The 26,427-nt window shown below is 44.5% G+C and carries 21 protein-coding genes and 1 pseudogene; 16 read left to right on the forward strand and 6 right to left on the reverse strand.

Features of this window, described 5'->3' with window-relative positions; translation table 11 throughout:
* Positions 1–9: 9 nt before the first annotated feature.
* Both bla and KU854_RS18320 read right to left on the reverse strand, forming a co-directional pair.
* Positions 10–873 (reverse strand): class A beta-lactamase, encoded by an 864-nt coding sequence (gene bla / locus KU854_RS18315; RefSeq protein WP_025441399.1) that lies wholly within the window; start codon positions 871–873, stop codon positions 10–12.
* Positions 874–1,339: 466 nt separating this feature from the next.
* A pseudogene (locus tag KU854_RS18320) lies at positions 1,340–1,450 on the reverse strand (UV protection and mutation protein); the annotation flags it as partial.
* A gap of 641 nt (positions 1,451–2,091) precedes the next feature.
* On the opposite strand from KU854_RS18320, the gene KU854_RS18325 reads away from it, so the two are divergent.
* The 6 genes from KU854_RS18325 to KU854_RS18350 all read left to right on the forward strand — a co-directional run bounded on the left by KU854_RS18325 (position 2,092) and on the right by KU854_RS18350 (position 14,056).
* Complete coding sequence (locus tag KU854_RS18325) at positions 2,092–2,997, forward strand: 3'-5' exonuclease (protein ID WP_218359845.1); 906 nt, start codon at positions 2,092–2,094, stop codon at positions 2,995–2,997.
* Between the two features lie 87 nt (positions 2,998–3,084).
* The gene (locus KU854_RS18330) at positions 3,085–3,384 is read left to right on the forward strand and encodes a hypothetical protein (protein WP_218359846.1); all 300 of its coding nucleotides are present in this window, start codon (positions 3,085–3,087) and stop codon (positions 3,382–3,384) included.
* A 316-nt stretch (positions 3,385–3,700) separates the two neighbouring features.
* A complete protein-coding gene (locus KU854_RS18335) occupies positions 3,701–4,630 on the forward strand; it encodes a WYL domain-containing protein (RefSeq protein WP_218359847.1) in 930 nt (309 codons plus the stop codon).
* Positions 4,627–7,515 carry an SNF2-related protein gene (locus KU854_RS18340; RefSeq protein ID WP_218359848.1) on the forward strand — a complete coding sequence of 963 codons (2,889 nt, stop codon included), beginning with the start codon at positions 4,627–4,629 and terminating at the stop codon, positions 7,513–7,515. Before KU854_RS18335 ends, KU854_RS18340 begins: the two co-directional genes overlap by 4 nt.
* A 17-nt stretch (positions 7,516–7,532) precedes the next feature.
* Positions 7,533–10,664: a site-specific DNA-methyltransferase gene (locus KU854_RS18345; protein ID WP_218359849.1), complete on the forward strand. Its 3,132-nt coding sequence runs from the start codon at positions 7,533–7,535 to the stop codon at positions 10,662–10,664.
* A 2-nt stretch (positions 10,665–10,666) separates the two neighbouring features.
* Positions 10,667–14,056: a DEAD/DEAH box helicase family protein gene (locus tag KU854_RS18350; RefSeq protein WP_218359850.1), complete on the forward strand. Its 3,390-nt coding sequence runs from the start codon at positions 10,667–10,669 to the stop codon at positions 14,054–14,056.
* Positions 14,057–14,091: 35 nt separating this feature from the next.
* Here the strand turns inward: KU854_RS18350 and KU854_RS18355 are convergent, their stop codons facing one another.
* Positions 14,092–14,394, reverse strand: a complete 303-nt coding sequence (locus KU854_RS18355; RefSeq protein WP_169618682.1) for a hypothetical protein — start codon at positions 14,392–14,394, stop codon at positions 14,092–14,094.
* Between the two features lie 95 nt (positions 14,395–14,489).
* Here KU854_RS18355 and mobH point away from each other — a divergent pair, with 95 nt between their 5' ends.
* Genes mobH through KU854_RS18375 form a run of 4 tightly spaced genes read left to right on the forward strand, consistent with a single transcriptional unit; the run spans position 14,490 to position 19,689 of the window.
* A complete protein-coding gene (mobH, locus tag KU854_RS18360) occupies positions 14,490–16,628 on the forward strand; it encodes a MobH family relaxase (protein ID WP_218359851.1) in 2,139 nt (712 codons plus the stop codon).
* Positions 16,629–16,676: 48 nt separating this feature from the next.
* Positions 16,677–18,497: a conjugative transfer system coupling protein TraD gene (gene traD / locus KU854_RS18365; protein ID WP_218359852.1), complete on the forward strand. Its 1,821-nt coding sequence runs from the start codon at positions 16,677–16,679 to the stop codon at positions 18,495–18,497.
* A gap of 9 nt (positions 18,498–18,506) precedes the next feature.
* The gene (locus tag KU854_RS18370) at positions 18,507–19,067 is read left to right on the forward strand and encodes a conjugative transfer protein (RefSeq protein ID WP_218359853.1); all 561 of its coding nucleotides are present in this window, start codon (positions 18,507–18,509) and stop codon (positions 19,065–19,067) included.
* A complete protein-coding gene (locus tag KU854_RS18375; RefSeq protein WP_045611026.1) occupies positions 19,054–19,689 on the forward strand; it encodes an IncC plasmid conjugative DNA transfer DtrJ family protein in 636 nt (211 codons plus the stop codon). Before KU854_RS18370 ends, KU854_RS18375 begins: the two co-directional genes overlap by 14 nt.
* Before the next feature lie 26 nt (positions 19,690–19,715).
* On the opposite strand, the gene KU854_RS18380 is transcribed toward KU854_RS18375, so the two are convergent.
* On the reverse strand, positions 19,716–20,303 hold the full coding sequence (locus KU854_RS18380; protein WP_218359854.1) for a plasmid-related protein: 588 nt from the start codon (positions 20,301–20,303) through the stop codon (positions 19,716–19,718).
* 288 nt (positions 20,304–20,591) lie between these two features.
* Between KU854_RS18380 and traL the strand changes: the two genes are divergently transcribed.
* From traL to traA, 6 genes are all read left to right on the forward strand, one after another.
* The gene (traL, locus tag KU854_RS18385) at positions 20,592–20,873 is read left to right on the forward strand and encodes a type IV conjugative transfer system protein TraL (RefSeq protein ID WP_000433891.1); all 282 of its coding nucleotides are present in this window, start codon (positions 20,592–20,594) and stop codon (positions 20,871–20,873) included.
* The gene (locus KU854_RS18390) at positions 20,870–21,496 is read left to right on the forward strand and encodes a TraE/TraK family type IV conjugative transfer system protein (protein WP_207806053.1); all 627 of its coding nucleotides are present in this window, start codon (positions 20,870–20,872) and stop codon (positions 21,494–21,496) included. The genes traL and KU854_RS18390 overlap by 4 nt, the downstream gene beginning before the upstream one ends.
* Positions 21,480–22,376: a TraK domain-containing protein gene (locus KU854_RS18395; RefSeq protein WP_218359884.1), complete on the forward strand. Its 897-nt coding sequence runs from the start codon at positions 21,480–21,482 to the stop codon at positions 22,374–22,376. The genes KU854_RS18390 and KU854_RS18395 overlap by 17 nt, the downstream gene beginning before the upstream one ends.
* A gap of 2 nt (positions 22,377–22,378) precedes the next feature.
* Positions 22,379–23,668, forward strand: a complete 1,290-nt coding sequence (locus tag KU854_RS18400; RefSeq protein ID WP_218359855.1) for a TraB/VirB10 family protein — start codon at positions 22,379–22,381, stop codon at positions 23,666–23,668.
* A 74-nt stretch (positions 23,669–23,742) separates the two neighbouring features.
* Positions 23,743–24,315 carry a TraV family lipoprotein gene (locus tag KU854_RS18405; protein WP_138686590.1) on the forward strand — a complete coding sequence of 191 codons (573 nt, stop codon included), beginning with the start codon at positions 23,743–23,745 and terminating at the stop codon, positions 24,313–24,315.
* A complete protein-coding gene (traA, locus tag KU854_RS18410) occupies positions 24,312–24,698 on the forward strand; it encodes a TraA family conjugative transfer protein (RefSeq protein WP_000180225.1) in 387 nt (128 codons plus the stop codon). The genes KU854_RS18405 and traA overlap by 4 nt, the downstream gene beginning before the upstream one ends.
* Positions 24,699–24,763: 65 nt before the next feature.
* On the opposite strand, the gene KU854_RS18415 is transcribed toward traA, so the two are convergent.
* Both KU854_RS18415 and abiEi read right to left on the reverse strand, forming a co-directional pair.
* On the reverse strand, positions 24,764–25,684 hold the full coding sequence (locus KU854_RS18415; protein WP_138686592.1) for a nucleotidyl transferase AbiEii/AbiGii toxin family protein: 921 nt from the start codon (positions 25,682–25,684) through the stop codon (positions 24,764–24,766).
* The gene (gene abiEi, locus KU854_RS18420; RefSeq protein ID WP_007105006.1) at positions 25,674–26,210 is read right to left on the reverse strand and encodes a type IV toxin-antitoxin system AbiEi family antitoxin; all 537 of its coding nucleotides are present in this window, start codon (positions 26,208–26,210) and stop codon (positions 25,674–25,676) included. Before abiEi ends, KU854_RS18415 begins: the two co-directional genes overlap by 11 nt.
* Positions 26,211–26,427 lie beyond the last annotated feature (217 nt).

Here is a 26,427-nt window from a genome sequence, read left to right on the forward strand (position 1 = left end):
CAAGTTGCCTTAGTTATAAGAAGCGAAAATTTCTCTACCTATTTTGGCAATAGCTTTATTTCTCTCGTCAAACGAAGCTTCAGTCTGGGTGAGATATATCGCAACAATTAATGGCTGCTGTTCATTTGACCAAATCGCAGCGGTGATTCCCCTAGACCCAAAACCACCAGCACCCGACCTATCAGCAATTGACCACCCCTCTGGTAGCACTGAACGCAACAAGCTATCGGACACCTTGTTGCCAGCCATCCATTCAATTAATTGTTCTTTAGAGCCACTTGAGAGTTTCTCGCCATAAAGCAGTTTCCCGAGGCTTTTTACAATCGCGTTAGGTGTTGTTGTATCACGCTCATCCCCGCTTCGCGCTTCATTTAAATGAGGCTCTATACGATCCAGTCGCGTTACTTCATCACCGAGTTCTTTCATGAACAAGGTCAATTCAGATGGGCCACTAATACCGTCCAGTACTATATTAGCCGCTGTGTTGTCACTCATAACCATTGCAGCCGTGCAAGCCTGCTTGAGGGAAAAGCTCTCTCCAACAAGCTTTTCTGTTATCGGCGACCAAGTAATAAGGTCTTGTTCCTCAATCTTCACAGATCGATCAATCGACAGCTTCGCCGTTTCAACATCGTGGAGCAATTTCGCACATGCAAGAGTTTTAAAGGTGCTCATCAACGGAAAACGTGAATCGCCGTTGTAATGCCAAAGGTAACCATCAGAAACGCTGTAGATTGAGACTCCTACTTTAGCACCCAGGTTTTGCTCTACCTCTTTGATGCTGTTGACTATCAGGTCTGGAGAAGAGTTGGCAGGAATGCTGAGGGTTAAGCTGCTTAACAGCGATACAAAAACAACAAATTTGGAGTACATACGATAGTTTTTTCCTAGATATAAAGAAAGGTGTTTCCTGCTCGCGATGATACATCAAAACGAATATCGATTAAAGAATTAGCGTCTGTTATGGGTCGCGACCTGCGGTTTAAAGCAGCTTCGAGTGAAAGAGAATTGCGTCTGCTTTACCAGTTTGTTTAAAAACTCTCACGGTTCGGAGTGGGCCAGCGCTTATCGAGGCCACCGAAGTTGTTCCGTCTCGCCTGAGTCGGACAAGGCCATTTATATTATTTAGTTAACTAGCCTAACTCAACTTTGCTCGGATGAGCGCTAAGGCAACCAATTAGGGGATCCCAGCGGGGATCAGTGAAAAAACTCGACCGAGTGATAGTTGTCAACGCCGTAAAAGTAGGTATGAACGAGATTTATCTTACTATCTTATTATTTTTTCGTTATTTATTAATAGATTTCAGAACATTGACAAAAAAGAGCAATATGGGAAAAGCGCTGGTGAAGGAAAACCAGCAGAAACACGTTCCATGAACAATGGAATACGAAGGCGCTTGGCTTTGATGAAGGCAAGTGCGCCGCTACGGCCTATCAGCGAGACACTCATGACGAACCTCGAAAAATCATAATTAATACTGTTTGTTTATACAGTATCTAATGCTATGCTGATTTCTACAAGTAAAATTGTAGGTAAAACTGTAGTTGTTCGAGTAAGACGCTGTGTTGTCGGTGATTTCTTTTTTGTGTTGAAAAACTAGATGTGGGGGGATCGCTCGCCCTCGTCAAAGCCTGCAAGGCTTGGACAATACTGCTTCTGCCTACTGCTCTTGTTTCTGTTACTGATCCTGTTACTGCTACTGGTTAACGCATGGGTCAAGTAACCGTCAAACAAGGCTTGTTGAACCCTTTGCAAAGGGTTTAAAAACAGTTAGTAAAATTCTGCTTCGTATTGAATTTACTGGCTTAAAGCGAAGTCAGGAGCATCATTAAAATGCTCAGTCGAACTCAGTTCAAGCCTTTTTCAACCGTTTGAAAAGGGGTTGGCTAAGCCATACCTAAAGGGTATCGGTAAGGGTTACCTAAAGGGTTTAGCTAAGGCTTTCTGAAAGGCTTAGCCAAAGCCTTCATACATGGGTTCACCCAGTAGAAAGATTAAAAAAACGCTGAGGTATCCAAGGTGCATTTAGAAAAACCTGTGGCACAGTGAAATCACCTAAAGCGAACAATAGAATTGAAGAGGAACCATCAATGACAAGAGCCCCTGCGCCATTTCCGCTAGAGCGCCTCGCGGATATCCCAGAAAGACCAGAAGATTTTAGATTGCTGGAGCGTATTCCATTAACGCGTGAGCCGCAGTCCTGGCCACTTGAACTATCTCCTGTGGTCGGTGATGAACAGCCAATGGTGCTGCTCGATACAGAGACAACTGGACTGTCTGCCGATGACGAGTCCATTATTGAGCTTGGTATGGTTAAGGTGCTTTACAGTCCCTCGGCTAAGCGGATTGTGTCGATTGTTGATGTGATCAGTTTGTATGAAGATCCCGGCAAGCCAATCCCCGAGCTGATTACAGAGTTAACCGGTATTACCGATGACATGGTGCGAGGCCAGCGCATTGATGATTCACTGGTAGCGAGTTGGTTATCCGATGATCCGCTGGTGGTTGCACACAATGCACAGTTTGATCGTCCTTTCTTTGAAAAGCGGTTTGCTGCATTAGGCCATCTATCTTGGGCCTGTTCAGCCAGTGGCATAGATTGGAAGGCGCTGGGTTTTGAAAGTCGAAAGCTTGAGTACCTGCTGCTTCGCTTAGGTTGGTTTTATGAAGGACACCGAGCCGCAACCGATTGTTTGGCGATGGCCTGGTTGTTCCATTTGTTGCCCGAGTCCGTTGCAAACTTGTTGTCTGAAGCAGACAGGCGAACTGTGTTAGTTCGTGCGTTTGGTGCGCCGTTTGACGTAAAGGACTATTTAAAAGAACGTGGTTACCGTTGGCATGACGGCGTTAAAGGTGCCAACAAGCATTGGTGGCGCGAAATCAGCGAAGACGAGTTGCCGCAGGAACAAACTTACCTGGATGATTTGTATCATCGTGGCTCAGAACATGCCCACTATGACTACAAAGATGCCCGTAATCGATTTAAAGCTTTGTAGCTCTCTACAAGGTAAGCCTTGCATATTTGAAAACCTCTGGAAAATGGAAAGTGAACTCATGGTTTAACCAACAAGAGGAATCTTTCCATGTACCAAGACACCTACATTGAATACTGGGGCGAAATCTTCGTCTCTGCCCGCATCATTGAATTTGGCATCACGTTCGAGCGCTTTCTTAAAGATCCATGGAAGCACTTGATGTCCTGTGGCCAAGACTCAGCCCCAGACGCGATTGCTGAAGGGATGTTGCCATTGCTACCAGCCCAGGCAGAGGTTGCTAGGCGCATTCGGGAGAGTGAACAACGAGCCCTGATGTCTACAGGGTCGGACAAAGGGGTATCTCATCGCGGTAACATCGTGGTGCCACTGGTTCGGGTAGCGCATTGATAGCGGCTATGATCGATGGACCAAACAAGGTCTTCACATTGATACCTGAGCGGCAATTGCAATCCAGATCAAAAAGTTGCCGCTTAGTCTTCCCTACAAAACAATTTGTGATAGGATGATACCTAATAAAATTAATTAGGTTGAAGCCTATTCAGTGTTTTATGTCCATCTGTCCAGCTTCAACCAGTAGAGATTGATTAGTCATTGTGGATGAAGAGCAGCATTGAGTGATGCTTTTCAATGTGATTACGTGATGTCTGACGGTACTTTATAAACAGAGTTTTAAGAAACTGGTTGAATTGGATAAACAAGACGCATGACAAATGATGGTCTGAAACAAACAGTAGTGGCGAAGCCAGATAGGCTTTCGCAGATAGCGCAGTTGCCACAAGCAACCAGGGATCGCATTGCCCACATCGATTTCACCTTATTGTTTAAGGGCGAAGCGGTGCGGGCGGATTTAGTCGATCGCTTCAGCATAGCCGCCGCACAAGCAACGAAAGACTTCACAATGTACCGAGAGCTTGCACCAGGCAACATTGAGTATGACCAAAAGCTCAAGTTGCATAAGCGTGGTCAAGCTTTTGAACCCTTGTTCGACTACGACGTTGTGAGAACGCTGGCGACGATTAGCCAAGGGTACGGCGATGGCTTTACTGGAAAGGTAAAACCACCTCTTGCGTGTGAAGCGCCTTATCACCTTAACAAGCCGAGCTTATCTATAGTAGCGAAAGTCACCGAGGCCATACACAAAGGCAAAGCCTTGCGTATCACCTATGTATCGTTATCGAGCGGTGAAACCACGCGTGAAATTGTGCCGCATACGCTGGTAGACAATGGCCTGCGTTGGCACGTTCGTGGTTATGACCGCAAGCATAATGAGTTCCGTGACTTTGTGCTTACCCGAATTAAAGCAGCGGTTGTGATTGAGGATTCGACTTTGTCTGAAACTGAGCTCGAAACCCAAGATCGGCAATGGAATCGCTTTGTAGAGCTTGAGTTAGTGCCGCACCCACGCATAGAGCACTGCGAAGCGATTGAACTGGATTATGGCATGGCGGGTGGCGTTCTAAAGGTTGAGATTAGAGCGGCAACTGCGGGGTACTTGCTTCGGCTTTGGAATGTTGACTGTTCATATAATCACTCATTAAAGCAACTTGAATATCAACTATGGCTGAAAAACAAACAAGCGTTATATGGAGTAGCAAACTTAGCTTTAGCGCCAAGTTATGAGGAAGATGAATGAACAATATTACGGAATATCATGCTAAGTATTTTGCGCACGAATTATCAATCCTGCATTCAAATAATGGGGTTGATAGGCTATCCCAGTCGCTATTTGACGCCAGTGTTGATCTGAACCCACACCAGATTGAAGCCGCACTTTTTGCCATTGAAAATCCGCTCAGCAAAGGTGTTGTACTTGCTGATGAAGTCGGTTTGGGTAAAACAATTGAAGCTGGATTAGTCCTTTGTCAATACTGGGCTGAACGTAAACGGAAGTTGTTAATCATCTGCCCTGCGTCATTGAGACGTCAGTGGGCCTGTGAATTGTTAGAAAAATTCAATCTGCCATCTCAAGTTATTGATGCAAAAACATTTAACCAGTTGCAAAGGGAAGGTATTTATAATCCTCTCAATAACAAGCAAATTGTCATCATGTCTTACCATTATGCGGCAAGATTAGAAGATAAACTTGTTGCTGAAATGTGGGATTTGGTCGTAATTGATGAAGCCCACAAGCTTAGGAATGCACATCGTGAAAGTAACAAAATGGGTCAAGCTCTCAAACGAGCTTTAGATGGCCGAAAGAAACTGTTACTGACTGCCACGCCATTACAAAATTCTTTAATGGAGCTTTATGGCATGTCTACATTAATTGACGAGCATGCTTTTGGCGATCAAAAAGCATTCCGAAAACAATTTATGCAGGCGGATAGCGACCCTTTGGAGTTGAAAGAACGTTTGTCTGGGTTTGTAAAGCGAACGCTGCGTAAAAACGTGCTTGAATACATTAAGTACACTGAGCGAAAGGCTATAACAATACCTTTTTACCCTAGTGAGCAAGAGCAAGATTTGTACGAACGCGTGCAATTATTGCTTGAACGAGAAGACAGCTATGCACTACCGAAGAGACATCGACATCTGACAGGATTGATCCTGAGAAAACTTTTGTCTTCAAGTACAAAGGCAGTGCTTAACAACTTGCAGATCCTTAAGTATCGATTGGAAAAGTTAGCGAGTGACGGGGAAGATGACAGTGCAATCGACATCGTCCAACAAATCATTACAGACGACGATTTGGAGGATGATTTTGTTGATGAACTTGATAGTACATCTGAAGCGCAAGAGAAAAAACCAATAGATTTTTCTGCTCTTCATGCTGAAATCTCAGAACTGGAAATCTTGATCAATAAAGCAGAGCAAATCGGGGTTGATACCAAATCAAAAGAGCTACTTGTTGGTTTAGAAAAAGGGTTTGTGCAACTCGCTGAAATGGGCGCTGCCAAAAAAGTCATCATCTTCACTGAGTCAATGCGTACCCAACAGTACTTAGCAGAATTTCTCGAAACCAATGGTTATGCCGATAAAGTCGTTACTTTTAGTGGCACTAACAACACGCCTCAAGCGAACAAGATTTATCAACAGTGGAAAGAGCAATATCAAGGGTCATCACGTGTTACAGGGTCAGCACAAATTGATAAGCGCTCTGCGCTGATAGACCATTTTAAAGAACATGCAGAAATTATGATTGCGACAGAGGCAGCGGCTGAAGGTGTTAACCTTCAGTTTTGCTCTCTGTTAATCAATTACGATTTGCCTTGGAACCCGCAACGTGTAGAACAGCGGATTGGCCGTTGTCACCGATATGGTCAAAAGTTTGATGTCGTTGTCGTTAACTTTCTCAATCAACGAAACCAGGCAGATCAGCGTGTACTCGAACTGCTAACAGAAAAGTTTAATCTATTTGATGGTGTGTTTGGCGCATCAGATAGCGTGTTAGGCAGCATTGAGAGTGGTGTAGACTTTGAAAAAAGAATTCAATCTATCTATGACTCGTGTCGCTCGTCTGATGAAATTGAAGCTGCATTCTCGTTGCTACAAAAAGAGCTAGAAGATGAAATTAGCGTCAAAATGCAAAGGACCCAAGAAAAGTTAGTTGAGCACTTTGATGAAGACATCCACGATATTCTAAAGATCAAACTCGACGAAGCGAGAGAACGCCTAGACAAAGTGGGACGGTGGTTTTGGGCTGTAACGCATCAACAATTAAAAGATTGCGCCAGTTTTGACCACGAAAATTATCGATTTACGCTACAGAAATCAGTCAAGCAGCTGCCAGTAGGTCAATATCAATTGCTGAGAAAAGCAGGTAGTGAAAACAGTGAGTTGCAAGTTCAAGATCAACATAGCCATGCTTACCGCATTAATCATCCACTTGGTGAATATGTAATTGATAATGCTAAATCGATAGAAACTAAACGAGCGCTGCTGTCGTTCGACTACACCAATCATGCAACAAAGATATCCGTTGCTGAAAAGTTAAAGGGCCAGTCAGGGTGGTTGACGTTGAGTGTTCTTGGCGTTGATGCATTCAACAGGCAAGAGTTTTTGCTTTTTACAGCTAAAACAGACAGTGGCCAACTTATTGATAATGATGCTTGTAAAAGGCTGTTTAATTTAGGGGCGAGTGTAGGCCGAAGTGAGAACGGCAACGAGCAAAATACCCTACCTTCTGAGCTTATTGAACTGAAAAAACGCCAAATTGACGCCAAGCTGGCTGAAGTTATGGACGAAAATAATGCATTGTTTGAAGTTGAAAGAGACAAATTAGAGAAGTGGGCTGAAGACAAAGTGTTCGCCGCAGAGGAAGCGCTGCGAGATACGAAGGCACAAATTAAGTCAGTAAAGAGAGAGTCTAGGCACGCGCTAACAGTTGAAGAGCAAAAGTTAAATCAAGAGAAGCTCAAGCAACTGGAACGACTACAAAAACGCCAGCGAATGGAGATATTTGATATTGAAGACGAAATTGCTGATAAGCGGGATGAACTAATCACGGCTTTAGAAGAGCGCATGAAGCAAAGAACTGAAGTGACAGAGTTGTTCACAATTCGTTGGCAAGTAATTTAATTTTATAAGAGAAGACTATGAGCAAGTACAACGAGCTAGTTAAAAAGCTAAAAGAGATTTTTCAGATTGACCGTCCAGAGTTGGACTTTGGCATTTACCGTATCCTCAATTCGCGTGCTGACGAGATAAATGACTACCTAGACAATAAGCTTAAAGCAAAAATACAAGCTGCATTGGCTGATGCAGGAAATGCGAATAAGGCTGATCTTGAGCAGCAACTCCAAGCTGTAATAAAAGCGACAACGGAAGCAGGGTTTGAGCCAGATCAAAGTCCAAAAGTTCAGGCGTTGAAAAAGCAAATAGCTGAGACAGCAACAGGTGCTAGCGAGCATGAAAATGCCGTATTCTCGCACCTGCTTACCTTTTTCTCACGCTACTACGATAACGGCGATTTTATCAGTAAGCGTCGCTACAAAGGTGATACTTATGCTATCCCTTATGCAGGTGAAGAAGTCATGCTGCATTGGGCCAATAAGGACCAGTATTACATTAAAAGCGGAGAGAACTTTGCCAACTATGCTTTCAAACTCGATGATGGTCGTAAGGTAAGCTTCAAACTGCTGTCGGCAGATACCGCCAAGGATAATCGTAAAGATAACGATGCTGACCGTCGCTTTGTCCTCATTGAACCCCATACTCGCACCAAATTTGACGAGGATGGAGAAGAGTTTGAACAGACTTATCAACCAGTTGAAGTCATAAAATCGACAGAAATTATTAACGGTGAATCAGTTGAAACCGAAGAATTAGTAATTCATTTCGAATACAAAGCGATGAAAAAAGGCACCAAGCAAGATGCCTTAGTGCAAGCCGCGATTGACACTATTTTATCAGATAGCCAAGTACAACAGTATTGGGCGGATCTTTCCAAACGAGCGCCAACCGAGAGCAACCCTAGCCGCACAGAGCTTGAACGCCATCTTACCACCTACACTCAGCGTAATACCGCAGATTACTTTATTCACAAAGATCTCGGCGGATTCTTGAGCAATGAGCTGGATTTTTACATCAAGAATGAAGTAATGAATCTAGATAATGTTCAAAATGCGGAAGTGTTTGCGAACATCGAAAAGCAATTGCGCATGATCCAGTGTTTACGAACTGTGGCGCAAGAATTAATTACTTTCTTGGCACAGTTAGAGAATTTTCAAAAGAAACTGTGGACGAAGAAGAAGTTTGTCTCGTCTTCGCATTACACCATCACACTAGACCTTCTAACGCCAGAGCTTAAGCAAGAAGCTGTAAATAATAAGCTGCAAATCGGGCGTTGGATTGATTTAGGATTTATCACTAGTGAGGTGGACATAAAGGATTACGATTTTCTTCCTGTGGACACTGAGTTGTTTACAATTGACTTTAAAGAAAGTGTGATAAATTTATTCGATGATATAGACTCTAAAGTTCAACACCTAATGATAAATGGTGATAACTATCATTCCTTACGACTAATAAAAAATAAATATGCTGGTAAAGTAGACTCAATTTATATAGACCCGCCATACAATACAAATGCATCTGAAATATTATATAAAAATGGGTTCAAACATAGTGCATGGAATTGCTTAATTGAGAATCGGGTGTCTGAGGGGTATCAATTATTAAGTGATACAGGAACTCAGGTGTTTACGATTGATGATTATGAGCTAGAAAATAGTTTATTGATTAATAATGAGATTTTTGGTTCTGAAAACCATCTCTCTACAGTACCTATTCGCAATAATCCTCAAGGTCGATCAACGGTTTCAGGTTTTTCAATTAACCATGAGTACGCAATTTTCCATAGAAAGACGGAGCAAGTGAAATCAGTCGGTCGTCTACCAAGAAGTGATTCGCAAAACCAACGGTACAATGAAACTGATGAGAATGGTTTAAAGTTCCTTTGGGAGAATTTTAGAAAAACAGGTACGGATTCAAGCCGAAAGGATAGACCAAAACAGTATTATCCTATTGTTGTCCAAAACGGACGTTTAGAGATCCCAAGTATGGTATGGAACGAGGCTAAGAATGAGTGGGATTATGACTTAGCAACGTCTGAATCTGCCGTAGTTGTTTTACCGAATGATTCAACTGGTACCGAAAGAGTTTGGAAATGGGGAATTGAGCGTGCGCGAAAAGAGCTTGCACACCTTAAGTATGAGAAAACTAAAGATCGGTATGAAATTTATAGACGTAATTATCTTAACGATGAAGGAAAATTGCCAGGGACTTGGTGGGATGATGCGTCATACGCTGCTGGTTCGCATGGAACCAATCTTCTGTCATCTATGTTTACTCGTGAAAGGTTATTTTTATTTCCAAAATCTTACAAGGCTGTTGTTGACTGTCTTAAAGTAGCCGGAGCAAATAGGCATAGCTTAGTTTTGGATTATTTTTCTGGTTCAGCAAGTACCGGTCACGCTGTTGTAGTAATGAATGATGAGGACGGTGGTACAAGAAGCTCTATTCTTGTTGAGCAAGGAGAGTATTTTGATTTGATCACAAAACCACGAATGCTCAAATGTTTATTTGCTTCTCAATGGAAAAATGGTCGCCCTCTTGTTACGAGAAACAAATCAAGCATTACTAAAGTTGTAAAAATAGAAAGCTATGAAGACACCTTAAACAACATTTCTTTGACTAAGAAGAATGCTGATTTATTTGAATTGATTTCTTCCGAGGCATCAGACGACTATTTATTAAAATATATGCTAGAAGAGGAAAGTAAAGGTTCATTGCTGAATACAGATAACTTCCGCAAACCATTCAACTATGAAATGAATATCGCCACTGACTCTGCTGGTGCAACAGAGCGTAAGCCGATTGACTTGGTAGAAACGTTTAATTTCCTGATTGGTTTACAAGTTAAGTCGATTGAATCGAATATCGAGCGTGGCTTTGTGCGTGTTGAAGGGACTTTACCAAGTGGTGAGCGTACACTTATTTTGTGGCGCGATTGCGACAAAATTGGTTATGAAAAACTTAATGATTACGCTAACCGCTTTGATCTGTATGCCAAAGAGCAGACTTTTGATGTGATTTACATTAATGGCGACCATAATTTGCCAACTGCATTTACGGTTGATGGTGACGACGGCGAAGTGTTACGTAGCTTAAAACTCCGTCAAATTGAGCCGGAATTCCTGAGCCTGATGTTTGCTGAGGAGATTTAAGCATGGCCCGTTCTCCACAAAAAGCTGCGTCTACTGGGAAAGCAGTTAAAAAACAAAGCAATAGTAAATTAAGCTTCCATAAACAACTGGTGCTTAATCGTTTTATGTTTCGCTTTTTCAAAGATGGGACTTTGCAAGGTTTAAAACTACGTTTAGGCGAAGACCGTTTTGAAGGCATTCATGAAGATGGACAAAGCTTGTTCTTCCATGAATTGAGTAACTATCTCTTTGAGGTCGATTTAATCGACCTTGATGAGCTGCGTCACTACGACTTGAACATTGTTAAGCATTGGCAACAGATCACGCAGCACCGTAACCGTAAAGAAGATACGGTACTGAATATGAAGTATTTCCAGTACTTGTCTCTCTTGTTTACAGAGATTTATCTCGACTGGCACTTCAATCGAAAACAAGAGCTGCTTAATGGGCTGAATCGCGAGCTTGAAGCTTACAATTTAGAAAACAGTAAAACAGCGAAAGACAGAGCCAATCAGTTTAGACAGTATATTTTGGATGATTTGAACAAGCTGGCATTTTGGAATGCTACGGGTTCAGGTAAGACGTTGTTATTACACGTTAATATTTTGCAGTATTTGCACTATTTTCAAAATGGTAATACCAGCCATTACCCTGACAAGATCATTCTGTTAACACCGGATGAGCGCTTGTCACAGCAGCATATGAATGAACTGTATGACTCAGGATTTTCTCATATTCAGTTGTTTGATAAGTCTAAGCCAACACCGTTCAGAGGCACGATTGAAGTTATTGATATCAATAAACTTGCAGATGAAATGGGTGACAAAACGGTAGCGGTTGAAGCTTTTGAAGGTAAAAACCTTGTGCTAATTGATGAAGGCCATAAAGGTACAGGTACTGCTGCTGGTGCTTGGATGCGTCGTCGTGACAAGTTGACCCGCGATGGTTTTGCCTTTGAGTATTCTGCCACCTTTGGTCAGGCTGTTTCCGACGGTAAAACGGTTGACTCAGTTGAAGCGGATATCAAAAAGAAGAAAGCTAAAATGCTGTTCGAAACGACAGCTTTAGGTAAGTTAACTGAAGAACAGTTAGCACAATTGGAATTAGATACAGAGGAGCAGCGTGACGCTCGCATTCAAGCAACACGCGAAGTGTATGGCAAATCAGTGCTATTTGATTACTCGTATAAATTTTTCTACGAGGACGGTTATGGAAAAGAGTCACTAATCCTTAACCTGAACCCAGCGCAAGATAAACAAGATGAGCGACGTTATGAGTACTTCACTGCGTGTTTGCTCAGCTTCTACCAACAGCAATATTTGTTCACTAAAAACAAAGACCAGTTAGCTGAGTTCAACATTGAAAAACCACTTTGGGTGTTTGTGGGAAACACTGTTGGCGGTGAAGATTCTGATATTCATGCTGTCTTACGCTTTCTAGCTTGGTTCTTGAATAATGAAGCACAAGCTAAAGCTTGGATAAAAGATCTGGTGGATAACAAAGCGCGGATTCTGGATACCAAAGATCGGAATATTTTTGAGAAGCGTTTTATAGCTTTGATGAATGGTCCTGAAGATATTTATGCCGATATTCTTGCCAAGTTATTCAACACAACTCATTCAGGCCAGCGTCTTCGAGTATTAAATCTGATAGGTAGTAAAGGTGAGTTGGCGCTTCAGGTTGGCGAAGCTGCGCCATTTGGTTTGATTAACATCGGCGATTCACCATCGCTTTACAAGATGTGTGAAGAGGACGCCACCTTTGATTATCAAAGGGATGATTTTGCTAGATCACTCTTTCATACCTTGAACGATAAAGACTCTAAACTGCATATCTTGATTGGTTCTCGTAAGTTTACCGAAGGCTGGAGTAGTTGGCGTGTATCTACTATGGGTCTTTTAAATATGGGTCGAGGTGAAGGTTCGCAGATCATTCAGCTGTTTGGCCGTGGTGTACGCTTAAAAGGTCGTGACTACTCGCTAAAACGCAGCACGCCGGGGCAACGGCCAAAAGGGATTCATTTAGATAAGCTTGAAACTTTGAATATTTTTGGTGTTCGTGCCGATTACATGGCGACGTTCAAGCAGTATCTCGAAGACGAGGGGATTACTCCTAGTGATGAAATATTAGAGCTGAATTTTGAAACGCGTCCTAACTTACCGGCAACCAAGTTGAAAACGCTAAAATTGAAAGATGGGTATAAAGATAATCAGAAATACGGCTTTAAGCGTGTTCATTATCCTGATCTATATCAAGTTCCTACTGAGTTCGAAGGGAAAATTAAACTTCCTCATGTGAAGTTAGACCTGTATCCAAAGCTTGAATCCATTGATACAAATAGAAAAGGCGACAACACGCCCGTCAATGTTCGATTTGAAGGTAAACTCGATTATAAAGTGGTTTCTGCATTCGACTTTGAGCGCTTATACCTTGCAGTTCAGGATTATAAATTGCAACGAGGTTGGTCGAACCTTCGTCTTGAAAAGCAACGGCTAATGGATTTCTGTTTAAGCAATAGTGGTTTTTCAAACAAGTGGTACACACTGCTTATTCCGAAATCAGAGCTAGACATCAAGCAATTTTCTGATGTTAAGAAGCAAGAAGATATTATGTTGCGCCTGTTGCTTGACTATACAGAGCGATTTTATAACGCGTTGAAAAATGCTTACGAAGGACAGTTCTATCAGGTAACGCAAGTCCAGGAAGACGATCCTGGCATGATCAAAATGTATCATTTTGAAATTGAGGAATCGGATGACGGCTTAGATTATGCTCAGCGATTAGAACAATTGCAGGATATCGTTGCTCAAGGGGATATTGGCAAAGCTAAAGAATGGAATGCCCCGGGAATGGTGGCAGTGACCTTTGACAAGCATTTGTACTATCCACTTCTCTCGATTGAAAAAAATGCTGACTTGCCCTTAAAAATGCGACCTATGGCATTTGATGCGCCAAGTGAAATTACTTTTATCCAAGATTTAGAGGCATTTATTGAAACACCAAAAGGTCAAGAGATTATTGGTGACAAAAGTCTCTATCTGTTGCGTAACGCTGATACTAAATCGAGAGGTTTAGGCTTTGCTACTGCGGGTAACTTCTATCCTGATTTCCTCCTATGGCTGGTGGATGATAAAACGGGTAAGCAGTGGCTTAGCCTTATTGATCCCAAAGGTATTCGAAACCTGAATTTAGATGACGCTAAGTTTGGACTGTATTCTGAAATTAAAGCATTAGAGCCGAAGCTCGCTGATAAAGACTTAAGCTTAAGTGCTTTCATCGTATCTGAAACGTTGCATTCGGATTTGATCAACGTATCTGAGCCAAAAGATAAACTTGAAGATCGTAATGTTTTATTTATGGAAGATACTGGACCGGTTTATTTAGAGAAGTTGTTTAGAAAAATGGTTGCTTAGCTTAGGCAGGCCTGAAGGGCTGAAAAGCCCTTCGATTACATCCAATGTGTTGGTATCTCTAACTCGAAATTTTTAGCAACATACTGAAGCATCGTGATGATCTCACGATGCTTTTTTTCATCGTAGGGTAACCCATCTTGCTTTTTCTGGATGATGTCTTTTAGCTCGTTCAGGTTGAACATTCCAAGCTTATAAAAATTTCCCCAGCTAGGAACTCCAAATAAGTTATAAATCGTTTCAGTGGCATCGCGCTCGCTAGCAAGACGCTTGGGTTCATCGATTTTAGCAAGAGCCGCTTCACCTTCTTCTTTTGTATCGTATGTATTCAGTTGTTTCATAGTTTTGCCACTTAAATAGCTTAAAGATTCGATTATTTATCTGATGACAGATATTGCCATTTACTAAGGATTATACCATTTTTGCAGGGGTATTTATGCTTAGTAGATTTTTAAAGTCGCAACACCAACCTGAGTCAACTGAATCGGAAATCCCACGCTATCCGCCATTCCTTAAGGGGTTGCCAGCCGCGTCACCTGAGGATTTGCAGTCCACACAAGACGAGCTAATTGCCAAACTACGCCAGGTACTTGGCTTTAATCAGCGTGATTTTCAAAGGCTGATTCAGCCCTGCATTGATCATCTGGCTGCTTATGTTCATTTGCTGCCAGCTTCTGAGCATCATCATCACAGTGGTGCGGGTGGTTTATTACGTCATTCGTTGGAAGTTGCTTTCTGGGCGGCACAAGCTGCTGAGGGGATCATCTTTGTTGCCAGTGGCACACCGGTTGAGAAAAAAGAGCTTGAACCAAGGTGGCGTGTTGCGGCGGCTCTTGGCGGTTTGTTTCATGATATTGGTAAGCCAGTTTCAGACTTGTCCATCACAGATGAAGATGGACGCTATCAATGGAACCCTTTTTTAGAAACCTTATCCCAGTGGACCACAAATAACAGCATTGAACGCTATTTTATTCGCTGGCGCGACGGACGATGCAAGCGGCACGAGCAATTCTCAATTCTGGTTTTAAACCGGGTGATGACACCTGAGTTGCTCGCCTGGTTAACCCAACCGGGCCCTGAGATTTTGCAAGCTATGCTGGAGGCAATTGGCAATACCGATCCCGAGCATGTCCTGTCTAAATTGGTTATTGAAGCCGACCAAACCAGTGTCCAGCGAGACCTGAAAGCTCAACGAATTTCCGTTGACGACAATGCCCTTGGTGTCCCAGTCGAACGCTATCTACTTGATGCCATGAGGCGATTGCTTGCCAGTTCCCAGTGGTTAGTCAATCAGCGAGACGCCAGAGTCTGGGTACGAAAATCGAATCAATCAACCCATCTTTACCTGGTTTGGAAAAGCGCGGCTAAGGACATCATTGAGCTATTGGCCAAAGACAAGATACCTGGCATACCAAGAGATCCCGATACCCTTGCGGACATCCTCATTGAGCGAGGATTGGCCACTAAATCCGCCTCAAATGAGCGATATGAAAGCCTTGCCCCTGAAGTGCTGATCAAAGACGGCAAGCCAATCTGGCTACCCATGCTGCATATATCTGAGGCCGATTTATTGTTCAGCTCGAATGTACCAAGTGGTGTGACACTGTTTAACAAATCTCAGTGGGAAGCAACACAGCAAACACAAGCAGAACCACAGAGTCGTTCCAGTGAGCATTCAGACTTGCCTGAAGCGTCATCATCAATCGAACATAGCAATTCGGCAGAGTCGCCATCGTCAAAATCGTCCGAACAAGGTGATGAACTTCGTCTTGCTAGTGATGTTAGTAACCCCCAGGCAACTGAAAATGCTCCGGGTGATGGATGTGAAAAGCCTAACAATTCATTTGATGGCGCTATCGCGAATAACGTAAACCAGCAAAACGAAGCAGCATTGAATCTCCCTGAATCTTTGGCGTGGCTCCCAGAGGCCAGCAGTGCGTTGGTTATGGTTGGTGAACAGATACTGATCCGCTATCCCGATGCCGTAAGACCTTGGTGTGCTCCCCGAAAACTGCTTGCTGAACTCAGTCGATTAGATTGGCTTGAATTAGATCCCGCAAACCCGACGCGTAAAGCCAGAACTGTGACTAGAAATGATGGCGTTCAGGAGCAAGGGTTACTGCTGAAAGTATCGATTTCTAAAGGGCTTACTGCACTGATTGACCTTCCCAAACAAGACGCAGAACCGGCGGCAGCAATTCAGAAAGAAGAGGCTTCACAGCGTCCGAGTCGAACTAAGATAACCAATGCCCAAGCAAAAGAGCCCGCCACAATAGCGGAGCGTAAGCAAAAGCCGATTGCGCCCAATGCGAACTCAAGTACAGACCCCAAACACGCGCAGCGGCAACAGATGGTTAATTTTGTGAAAGATTTGCCCATCTTACTGACCGATGGCGATTACCCAGACGTGGATCATAGTGCCGATGGTATTCGCGTCACGATTCAAACCTTACGCCAAGTCGCCAATGAGCATGGCATTCCAGCCGGACAGCTACTTCGGGGGATCTCGGCCAGTGACCAATGCCAGTTTGATGAGGGGGAAACGGTTCTGTTTACCGCTCACGCTAAACGTTAATCCATTTGAAGTTAAGCAGATTGTAAACGGTTATTTTGCGGAGCATGAATGAAAGAAAACGCATATGAGATGCCCTGGCGCACGAACTATGAAGCCATGGCAGTAGCAGGTTGGCTGGTTGGAGCAACTGGGGCAATTGCCGCAGAAATGCTGACTGAGCTACCACCTGAGCCATTTTGGTGGATGACAGGGATTTCCTCGGGCATGGCGTTGTATCGCCTGCCCGAGGCTTACCGTCTTTATAAACTACAGAAGGGGCTAAAAGGCAAACCATTGGCTTTTATGGAGCTGTCGCATTTACAAAAGGTGATGGCAAAACATCCTGATGAATTGTGGTTAGGGTATGGCTTTGAGTGGGACCAACGTCATGCTCAACGCGCTTATGAAATCCTAAAGCGGGATAAGCAAACCTTGCTTAACCAGGGGCACGGTAAGCAAATGGGTTCGACCTGGATTCATGGTGTTGAGCCCAAAGAAGAAGATGTGTACCAGCCAGTTGGTCACACTGAGGGGCATACCTTAATTGTCGGCACGACCGGGGCAGGGAAAACCCGATGCTTTGATGCGATGATCACCCAGGCCATTTTGCGTAATGAAGCCGTGATTATTATTGACCCTAAGGGAGACAAGGAACTTAAGGATAATGCGCAGCGAGCCTGTATTTCCGCCGGTAGTCCTGAGCGCTTTGTGTATTTTCATCCGGGCTTTCCAGAGCATTCAGTACGTCTTAATCCCCTGAGAAACTTTAACCGAGGCACTGAAATTGCCAGCCGAATTGCGGCATTAATCCCATCTGAAACCGGTGCTGATCCATTTAAAGCCTTTGGCCAAATGGCACTTAATAACATCGTGCAAGGTCTGTTGCTTACTTCACAGCGTCCTGATCTGAAAACACTGAGACGATTCTTGGAAGGTGGCCCAGAAGGCTTGGTAGTAAAAGCCGTCACAGCCTGGGGTGAGCAGGTGTATCCGAACTTTAGTGTGGAGATCAAGCGCTTTACCGAAAAAGCCAACACATTAGCTAAACAAGCCATGGCGATGCTGCTTTTCTACTACGAACTCATTCAGCCCATAGCCGCCAATACCGATTTAGAGGGGCTATTGAGCATGTTTGAGCATGACAGAACCCACTATTCCAAGATGGTGGCCTCATTGATGCCGGTGCTCAATATGCTCACTTCAAGTGAATTAGGTCCATTGCTATCACCGATTGCAAACGATGTGGATGACAGCCGGTTAATTACGGATTCTGGCCGTATTATCAACAATGCCCAAGTGGCGTATATCGGCTTGGATTCATTGACCGACGCCATGGTGGGTAGCGCCATTGGCTCGTTGCTTTTATCCGATCTCACCGCCGTGGCCGGTGACCGCTATAACTATGGTGTTGATAATCGTCCCGTAAATATCTTCATCGATGAGGCGGCTGAAGTCGTCAACGATCCTTTCATTCAACTGCTCAACAAAGGCCGTGGCGCAAAAATGCGTTGTGTGATTGCTACTCAGACCTTTGCTGACTTTGCAGCTCGTACAGGCAGCGAAGCTAAGGCTCGCCAGGTGTTAGGTAACATTAACAACTTGATAGCCCTTCGGGTGATGGATGCCGAAACGCAGCAGTACATTACCGACAATCTGCCTAAGACTCGGTTGCAGTACATCATGCAAACTCAAGGTATGTCGTCAAACTCGGACAGCCCCGCGTTATTTACCGGCAATCATGGCGAGCGCTTGATGGAGGAAGAAGGCGATATGTTTCCACCGCAGTTATTAGGCCAGCTCCCCAACCTGGAGTACATCGCCAAGCTTTCAGGCGGCCGCGTGATCAAAGGCCGCATTCCTATTTTAACCAGCTCTACACAGGCAGCATAAGGAGTCTGTATGCATCATTCTGTCTGTCTTAAAATGACAACAATTACCAGTAAAGAAATGCTCGCTCAGTGGCAGCAACATAACCCCCAGTTCAAGGAAACTTTAAGACTGCTTGAAACCGACTGGCCTCATGCTTTGGCCTCAGTGCACTGTTTGGCGGACTATTTAACAGATGCGCTCACTTTAGATGGTCATTCCATCTTTGATTTGTGTCTGTGCAATGGCTTGGGTAGTTATGAAGAAGTCAGTTGCGATGATGATAGTGTCCGACTGTGGCATTTCATTGAGGCGCTGACCTGGAGTGCCGCCAGTGCTTTAACTGGGATTCGCCTGCGTGATCCTGACCATTTCGAGTGGGCCGCCGTGGATGGTGTGTATTTCCACACCTGGATTCGTAATCGTCCAAATCGGATGGCGCATTTGGCTGAAGGACGCATCGACGTGCGTTATGTCAGTGGCCATACGACGACAAAGCGGCTTCAACAAGTGATTAAAGCCCGGATTATGACGCCAACCGTTGCAGCCATGCTGGCCCGAGTAGAAGAGGATGTTTGGCATGAGCAAGCATAAGTCGGTTTGGCTACTTTGTCTGGCGCTGATGCTGGAGATTATTGCCATTGGCGTGTTAGTGCCCGGTGATTGGACTGGCCGGGTCATCAGTAAAGAGAAGCAGATGATCCAAAACCAATTGGGCGCACAAACAAGCTATTGGATTGGTCAAACTAGCCATGGCTGGTATCAATCATGGGTTGTGGATACGCAGATGGAGCAATCTGTGCGTGATTTTCTAATCCCCAATGAAGAGCAGCGACTGCGCTCTAAAGGGATGGAGAACATGGGAGGCTTTTGGTTTGTCTGGGTGGAAGACCGTATTCAGGCATTTTTTGATGTGTTGTACCAAGTGTTCACTCGATTTGCTTTGCTGATGGTCTGGTTGCCCTTTGCGCTTATTCTCATGTTACCGGCGCTGTGGGACGGCTTGATGACCTGGAAGATTAAGAAAACAACCTTTGATTTTTCGAGCCCTATCATTCACCGCTATAGCATGATAATTCTGGGCTCAGGCATCATCTTGTTATTTATGGGATTGTTCGCCCCGCTGGCTATTCCACCGGTGGTGTTACCGTCGCTGATCATCGGTTTGGCATTGATGGCGGGGTTGGCGTTAAGTCACTTGCAGAAGAAAATATGAGGCCAGTTAGGCCTCATCTTGTAGAGCTAAAACCTTACGCCTACTGCATTGCCATTCTCGTCTTCAGCAGGCAAATGGTAAGTATCAATAAGGTGGCCTTGAAGCCAAATATATTGAGGCATCCAAAAAGAGTACTGTCGTATAAGAGCCAATACTTCTTTTAACGGTTTGTTTGCATGAGGCTCGGCAAGACGAAAGTACATGAATGAGCAATCATCTCGAAAATACTCATGAAGCTCTGAATCCGATAGCGTTTCTTTTAGCGGTCTGTTTTGTTCGTCGTCCTCATCAGGGGAATTGGCATAAATTTCAAATAGCTGCTTTTCAGTAAGCATCTCCAAGAAGTGGTCTTCAATTAAAACCCCATCACTGGTATCGACATCCATACCATCTTTGACATCAAAAGCCATGACACATCCAGAAGATAATGCCACTTCTGATGGTTTAAGTAAGTCATTAGCTTGCACAACTTGATGCCAATGATTAAAACCAGCAGATACTGCAATTTCATCGAGTGCTTGAGTGTGTGTAATGGATTTTTCACGCTTAAGCTTTCGCGCTTTTTGCTTTAAACGTTCAACCGTGGCAGAGGAAATGATTTTAGTAATTTGCATTGAGTTTCTCCTATTAGCGAATACGGTGCCCACTGCCGAGGTCGCAGAAAAAACCTAAGCAAAAAATAAATTTGATATGCATGTCGTCCCGTCCGGGTTTGCTAAAGTGGGCAGCTGGTCTCGACACGACCAATATCTCCATCATATCAACCGCATCAAAAAGATCAATTGTTAGTATTGTCTGAGTAGAACCCTCAAAACCTTCAAGAATTCGGCATCTAGCTGACCACTGAAGCTGCCAATCCCAAGGCATCCTTCACTTCTCAATTCAAACAACGAGGAGTGACTATGGAACCTGTGAGTATTCCGTCCTATATCGATGACCCGCCGCACTTCCTGCTTTGGAGTGCCGATGAGATGGCTCCCATTCTGTTGGGGCTAGTGATCGGCATTTTTACCGGTAATGCCTTGGTTTTATGCCTGTTGGGGTTGGTGACAACCAAGCTCTATCGGCGTTTTCGTGATGGTCGCCCAGATGGTTTTATTCTTCACGCCATCTACTGGGCCGGACTGTTGCCAACCAAAGCCAAGACGATCCCTAACCCATTTATCAGGAGCTATCTGCCGTGAAGTTCGACGTGTTTTTAAAATCATGGCAAGGCACGCAATTAGAGAACCGATGGCAACGGTTTCTGATTACAGTGCTGGTGCTATCTAACTTGCTGCTTGCGGTTGCGGCATTTTCTCGCAATACCGTAGTGGCCATTCAACCACCAACCTTGTCTGAAACGGCTGAAGTGTCACGAAACCAAGCCACTCAACCTTACCTGGAGTCCTGGGGGCTCTACCTGGCTGAGCTTATGGGCAACGTGACGCCGGGTAATGTGTCCTTTATCCGGGTTGCTATAGAACCACTGCTTTCTCCAGCGGTGTACCAGCAAGTGGTCGATGCACTGGAAATTCAGGCAAGGCAAATCCGAGAAGACCGAGTCACGCTCAAATTCCAACCCAGACAAGTGGAGTATGAGTATGAAACCGGCCATGTCTTTGTGACCGGTTATTCCTTGGTCTCTGGACCATCTGGAGATGAACAGCGCCAAACTCGCACCTATGAGTTTGACATCGATATTGAGCAATACCGTCCAAAGCTCAGTTGGATGGATACGTATGAAGGGCAAGCTAGAACGAAGCGCGTTCGTGAAAAGTTGACCCAAGAGCAAAACCGGAGGGTGAATGATGCGAACCAAAATTAGTCGATGGATGACACCAAGCTTAATCGCAATGAGCTTGAGTGGCGTCCTGTTATCTCAAGCGTCGTATGCAGACGTGGAATTGCCAATTGTGCCAGCCAGTGTGATGAAGCAGTCTGCCACTGCAAATCCACCGGTTCAAAGCAATACGGTTGCAGCGGATACGCCAACAACGCTACTGATGACACCGGGGGTTAATGAACTGATCCCTGTAGCACTTGGTCATCTGAATCGAATTGTGACGCCGTTTGAATCGCCTCAGGTGAGAACAACCAGTGATGCTCAGACGCAAATCAAGGGGAATGTTGTATATGTAGCCACGGACAAAGAATCACCGGTTTCACTTTACATCACACCGCCTGGTCAGGAAGCGCCCGCATTATCAGTCACCTTAGTACCTCGTCGTATTCCACCGCGTGAAATCACCTTAGCTATTGATGGTCAGCAGTGGCCTATTAAGGGCGTCGTGAACCGCAAAGCCGCCACTTGGGAAACGGCTCAACCATACGTCGATAGCTTACGTGACTTACTCAGAAGCCTTGCATTAAATGAGTTACCACAAGGCTATGACATCCGTTTAGCTGGCCAAACTGACACAAGCCCGAAATGTTTTCAGCCTGGCTTAAAGTTTGGTTTTAAGCAGGGGCAAATTGTGACGGGACATTACTTCACAGTCTATGTAGGACTGGTTGAAAGCTTTGCCGATGAGCCGATAGAAGCCAGTGAAATAGCCTGTCATGCACCAGATATAGTGGCAAGCGCTTACTGGCCTCGCAATATCTTGTTGCCGGGTGAAAAGACTGAGTTGTATGTGGTTGTTCGCAATCATCGTGAAGAACCAGTGGAAAGTCAGCGACCTTCGCTTCTTGTGGGAGGTAAGTAACGATGAAAGCACAATGGGAACAAATGAGCCCGAACATGAAGCGGGGTCTATCGGTTGCTGGTATTGCTGGTGGTCTCATCCTTATGGTGATGGTGTTTTCACCTAATCCTGACGATGGCTCAAGTAGTCGGAACCGGCAGGAAACAATCCGGCACATTCTTACGGATACCAATACTCGTGATGTTGGGGTCGATAGTTTGGCTGCGAACGTAAAACTACTTAGTGAGCGCAATGAACAGTTACGTCGTGAAGTTGAGCGCTTGCGTCGTGACGTCGATTCAGGACGGCTAAGCCCAGGTTCGCCTTCTATACCAAGTGAGGTCAATGCGGAGCTGGCCCGCCTTAGAGCGGAACTTGATGATGTTCGCGCAGGAGGTGATGCAGCAGTTGAAGGCACAAATAGCCGTTTTGAAGTGCCTTTATCTGCCATGGAATTACCCAAAGACGAAAAGCCTCTGCCGTCTAACCCAGACGACTATTTTGCCAATGCGCCGCTGCCTGATCCGCTCTATCAGCAGCCAGCCAATGGCCACGGTACACGAGCACGAGATGTTCCATTGCCGCCAATCACGATTCGTATGATTGAGCCTGAAGTGGTTGCTGAACCAGAGGTTGTTGTGCAAGAAGCGCCGCCTTTGTATCTACCGGCGGGCAGCATCATCTCAGGTACTTTGATCACAGGTTTGGATGCTCCTACTCACGAGTCCGCAAGACGCGAGCCTTTTCCTGCATTGCTGAGGATTCAAAAGGAAGCCATTTTACCTAACCGATTTAGAGCGGATATCAAAGAGTGTTTCTTGATCGCCGCAGGTTACGGTGATTTGAGCTCTGAGCGTGCTTATTTGCGAGGCGAGACCATTTCATGTGTGAGAGAAGATGGTGGCGTCATTGAAACGCGACTGGATTCTTATGCTGTGGGTGAAGATGGCAAAGCCGGTATTCGTGGCCGATTAGTGTCGAAACAAGGCCAGCTGGTGGCCAAATCGATGATGGCCGGATTCCTTCAGGGCTTGGCTGGCGCATTTGATGTAAATCCTGTTCCGACGATTCAGACGAGTAATGCCGGTGATACTCAGCTGTACCAGCAAGTCATGAGCCAAGAAGCATTACAAGGCGCTGCGATTAAAGGCACAGGTAAAGCATTGGATCGAGTGGCCAAGTTCTATTTGGACATGGCTGAAAATATGTTCCCAGTCATAGAGGTAGACGCTGCAAGGAAAATTGAAGTCATAGTCACTCGTGGTGCCTCGTTGTCGTTGGCCACTTCGCAAGGGGGAGGTGCAAGAAGATGAAAAAATCCTGCATGTTGCTAACCGATCGAAGTCCGTTTCAGACAATAAGATGTGTATCCAGAGGAGAGTTAACCATGACGACATCAATGCAGAACAACCCAAAGCACCAGTCAAAACAGTGGTCTAAAGCTGGATTACTTTTATTGGCAGTCGGCTCCACCTTATTGTCTGGCTGTAGTTCATTGGGTCTTGGGAGTAGTGAATATGGATGCCCTGGTATGCCTGACGGTGTGCGCTGTTTATCCGCTCGTGAAGTCTATGAGCTTACCAGTAATGGGGCTGCACCCAAGACGATTGATGCTGTGGCGACTCGAATTGGTTCTCCCTCTGGGTATTCACAATCTGATTTAGAGGCAGGGCTGTTGAGCCATCCAGCATTACCTGAGACGCAGCAATCTGTACCTATTCGCATTCCTTCAAGGGTGATGCGGATTTGGATTGCGCCTTGGGAGGATGACCGTGGAGATCTGAATTTATCCAGCTACGTGTTTACCGAAATTGAACCGCGCCGGTGGGATATTGGGGTGTCAGCACCTCGAACGGTTTCGCCAGTGCTACGTCCACTTCAGACTCAAAGCGATTCAGCCTCAGCGGGAGCTGATGGTAAGCGCGATAACTTGAGTATCTACGGAGAAACTAACGAATGACAAATGCAGTTCGCACCATTCAAACTCAGCGCCTAATGACCATTGGTGCGCTTGGTTTAATGGCGTTAATGATTTCGGAGCCCTCATTTGCGGGCACCGGTGGTGATGCTTTCACCGATGTGTGGGATACCCTAAAAGACTGGACCCAAGGTACTTTGGGACGGATCGTAGCGGGAGCCATGGTACTGGTGGGTATTGTGGGCGGTATCGCTCGCCAAAGCTTGATGGCTTTTGCCTTGGGCATTGGTGGCGGTATGGGTCTCTACAATACGCCAACAGTCGTTGAAAGTGTTATGTCTGCAACTTTACCTGTTGTTGCCAGCACTCAAGAAGTTATTGGCACAACTGTTCCAGCAATCAGCGCCGTTTTACTGGGCACCTGATAAACTTAGTAGAGGCCTTTAAAAGGTTTGGGTCTACAAAGTCACTGCTTTTTAGACCCAATTTTTTACATTCTAAACTCATTATTAGTAACGTTGCCTAGTAATTCGTTACTCACAGTTTTAAATAGTTTCGCCAAAGTATTTTGCAGGTAAACTTGAAACTTATCCTGAGCTAGGGTTCTATCAAATACATCTGTTGGTAAGAAACGTTTCATTTCTGCAATGAACGCTTCACTAGATACAATATCAGGAAGTCGGTCGAGAAAGTTATCCAACATTTTGTTGAAGTGCTCAAGTTTATAATCTGACACCTTGTTTTTAACTAAGTCCATATTGAGTGTCGCGCCTTGTTGCTGTAACCAAGCTAAATCCCATATATCTCGGTGGCGGACATACCTTGTAGTGGCAGGCAAGGAAATGATTTTATCCGCCATGACTTCATCCAAGCTTTCTGTCAAAATTAGCGTATCACTGTATCCATCAGGCAAAAAATCATAGTTTATTTGAAGAGGTTGGGGCTCTCTTGTATAGGCTGGAATGTTTGCCACTTCTACTTTGATTTTTTGTTTTGGCAGATCTTTTCTCTCAGGAGAAGTCACTACAGCTATTTGCCACTTATCAATGCTCAATTCAGAATATTTAGGATCTTGCTTTAGATCCTTTGGTTCTTTTACTGTCACTTCAAGCCCGTATCGTTCGCCAATGTACTTTTCTATACAATGTTTCATGTCTGCCAGCATCGCTGAGCTGAAATCCTTCCCGCCAGCAAAATCCAGATCTTCGCTGAAACGATTGCCGCCATAACAAAGGCGCAATGAAGTGCCACCTTGAAAAGTTAGTTTGTCTAGAAGTCCACCTTTCTCTAGCGCAAATAAAATATCGTAGTGTAAGAGCTCTTTCTCTATCACTGAGCGCATATGAGATACATTTTCAACCTGCATTGCTTTATTTACCAATTGCGCGAAATTTTCTTGATCAATTTTCATATAGCCCATCCTTGCTTACTAAATGTGTATTTCGGCCAACTCGTTTTAAGTCTCTGTATGCAGTTTGTTTCGTTGCTAACCTAAGCGGTCTGCCGACTAAACTGGTATTTTCTAAAATATCCATTGGATCTCGTTTCGTATGCGTAAATTCAATTGTACCCAAAGGTGTTTTGAATTCACCGGAACGTCCCGTTGTCATAACAGTTAAGCGATCTACTGGAATTTGCGAAATAACTCCAAAATCAGAAAGTGCAGACTCTAGGCTAATGTAGTTATATTCTCCACGCCGAATGGTTTTAGCAATTTGCTCCAACGTATCGCTGCCTTTCGACTGCGCTAAATTGTATAAGTACACACCATTAATGATTCGGGTGAGTAAGCCATCGTCTTGCAAACGTTTAATTCCCGCACGCAATGCTCGTTCATTATCTTGATGAAAGATTTTCGCCAGATCTGAATTAGTAAAAACACAGCGACCACGCTTGTCATATTCTAAGAGCTTTTTAATTGCCTCAGCCTTTTTCACAATACGCCTCTAGTTATCAAGGATGACATTTAAACATGTCATAAGTGTAGACTTATTTTTTATGGGGCGCAAGTGTACAATAATGACGCTAAAAGGTGTCAAATTTGTCAACTTGACCTCTGGGGGTATTAAAAGGACTTGGTTAGTTTACACTGTGATGAATTTTAACACCCAGAGTGTGAAAAAGCGGATTTAGATAAACTAGATGAATTGGGGG

The organism is Enterovibrio paralichthyis, assembly GCF_019209835.1.
In the GTDB taxonomy this organism is placed as follows: domain Bacteria; phylum Pseudomonadota; class Gammaproteobacteria; order Enterobacterales; family Vibrionaceae; genus Enterovibrio; species Enterovibrio paralichthyis.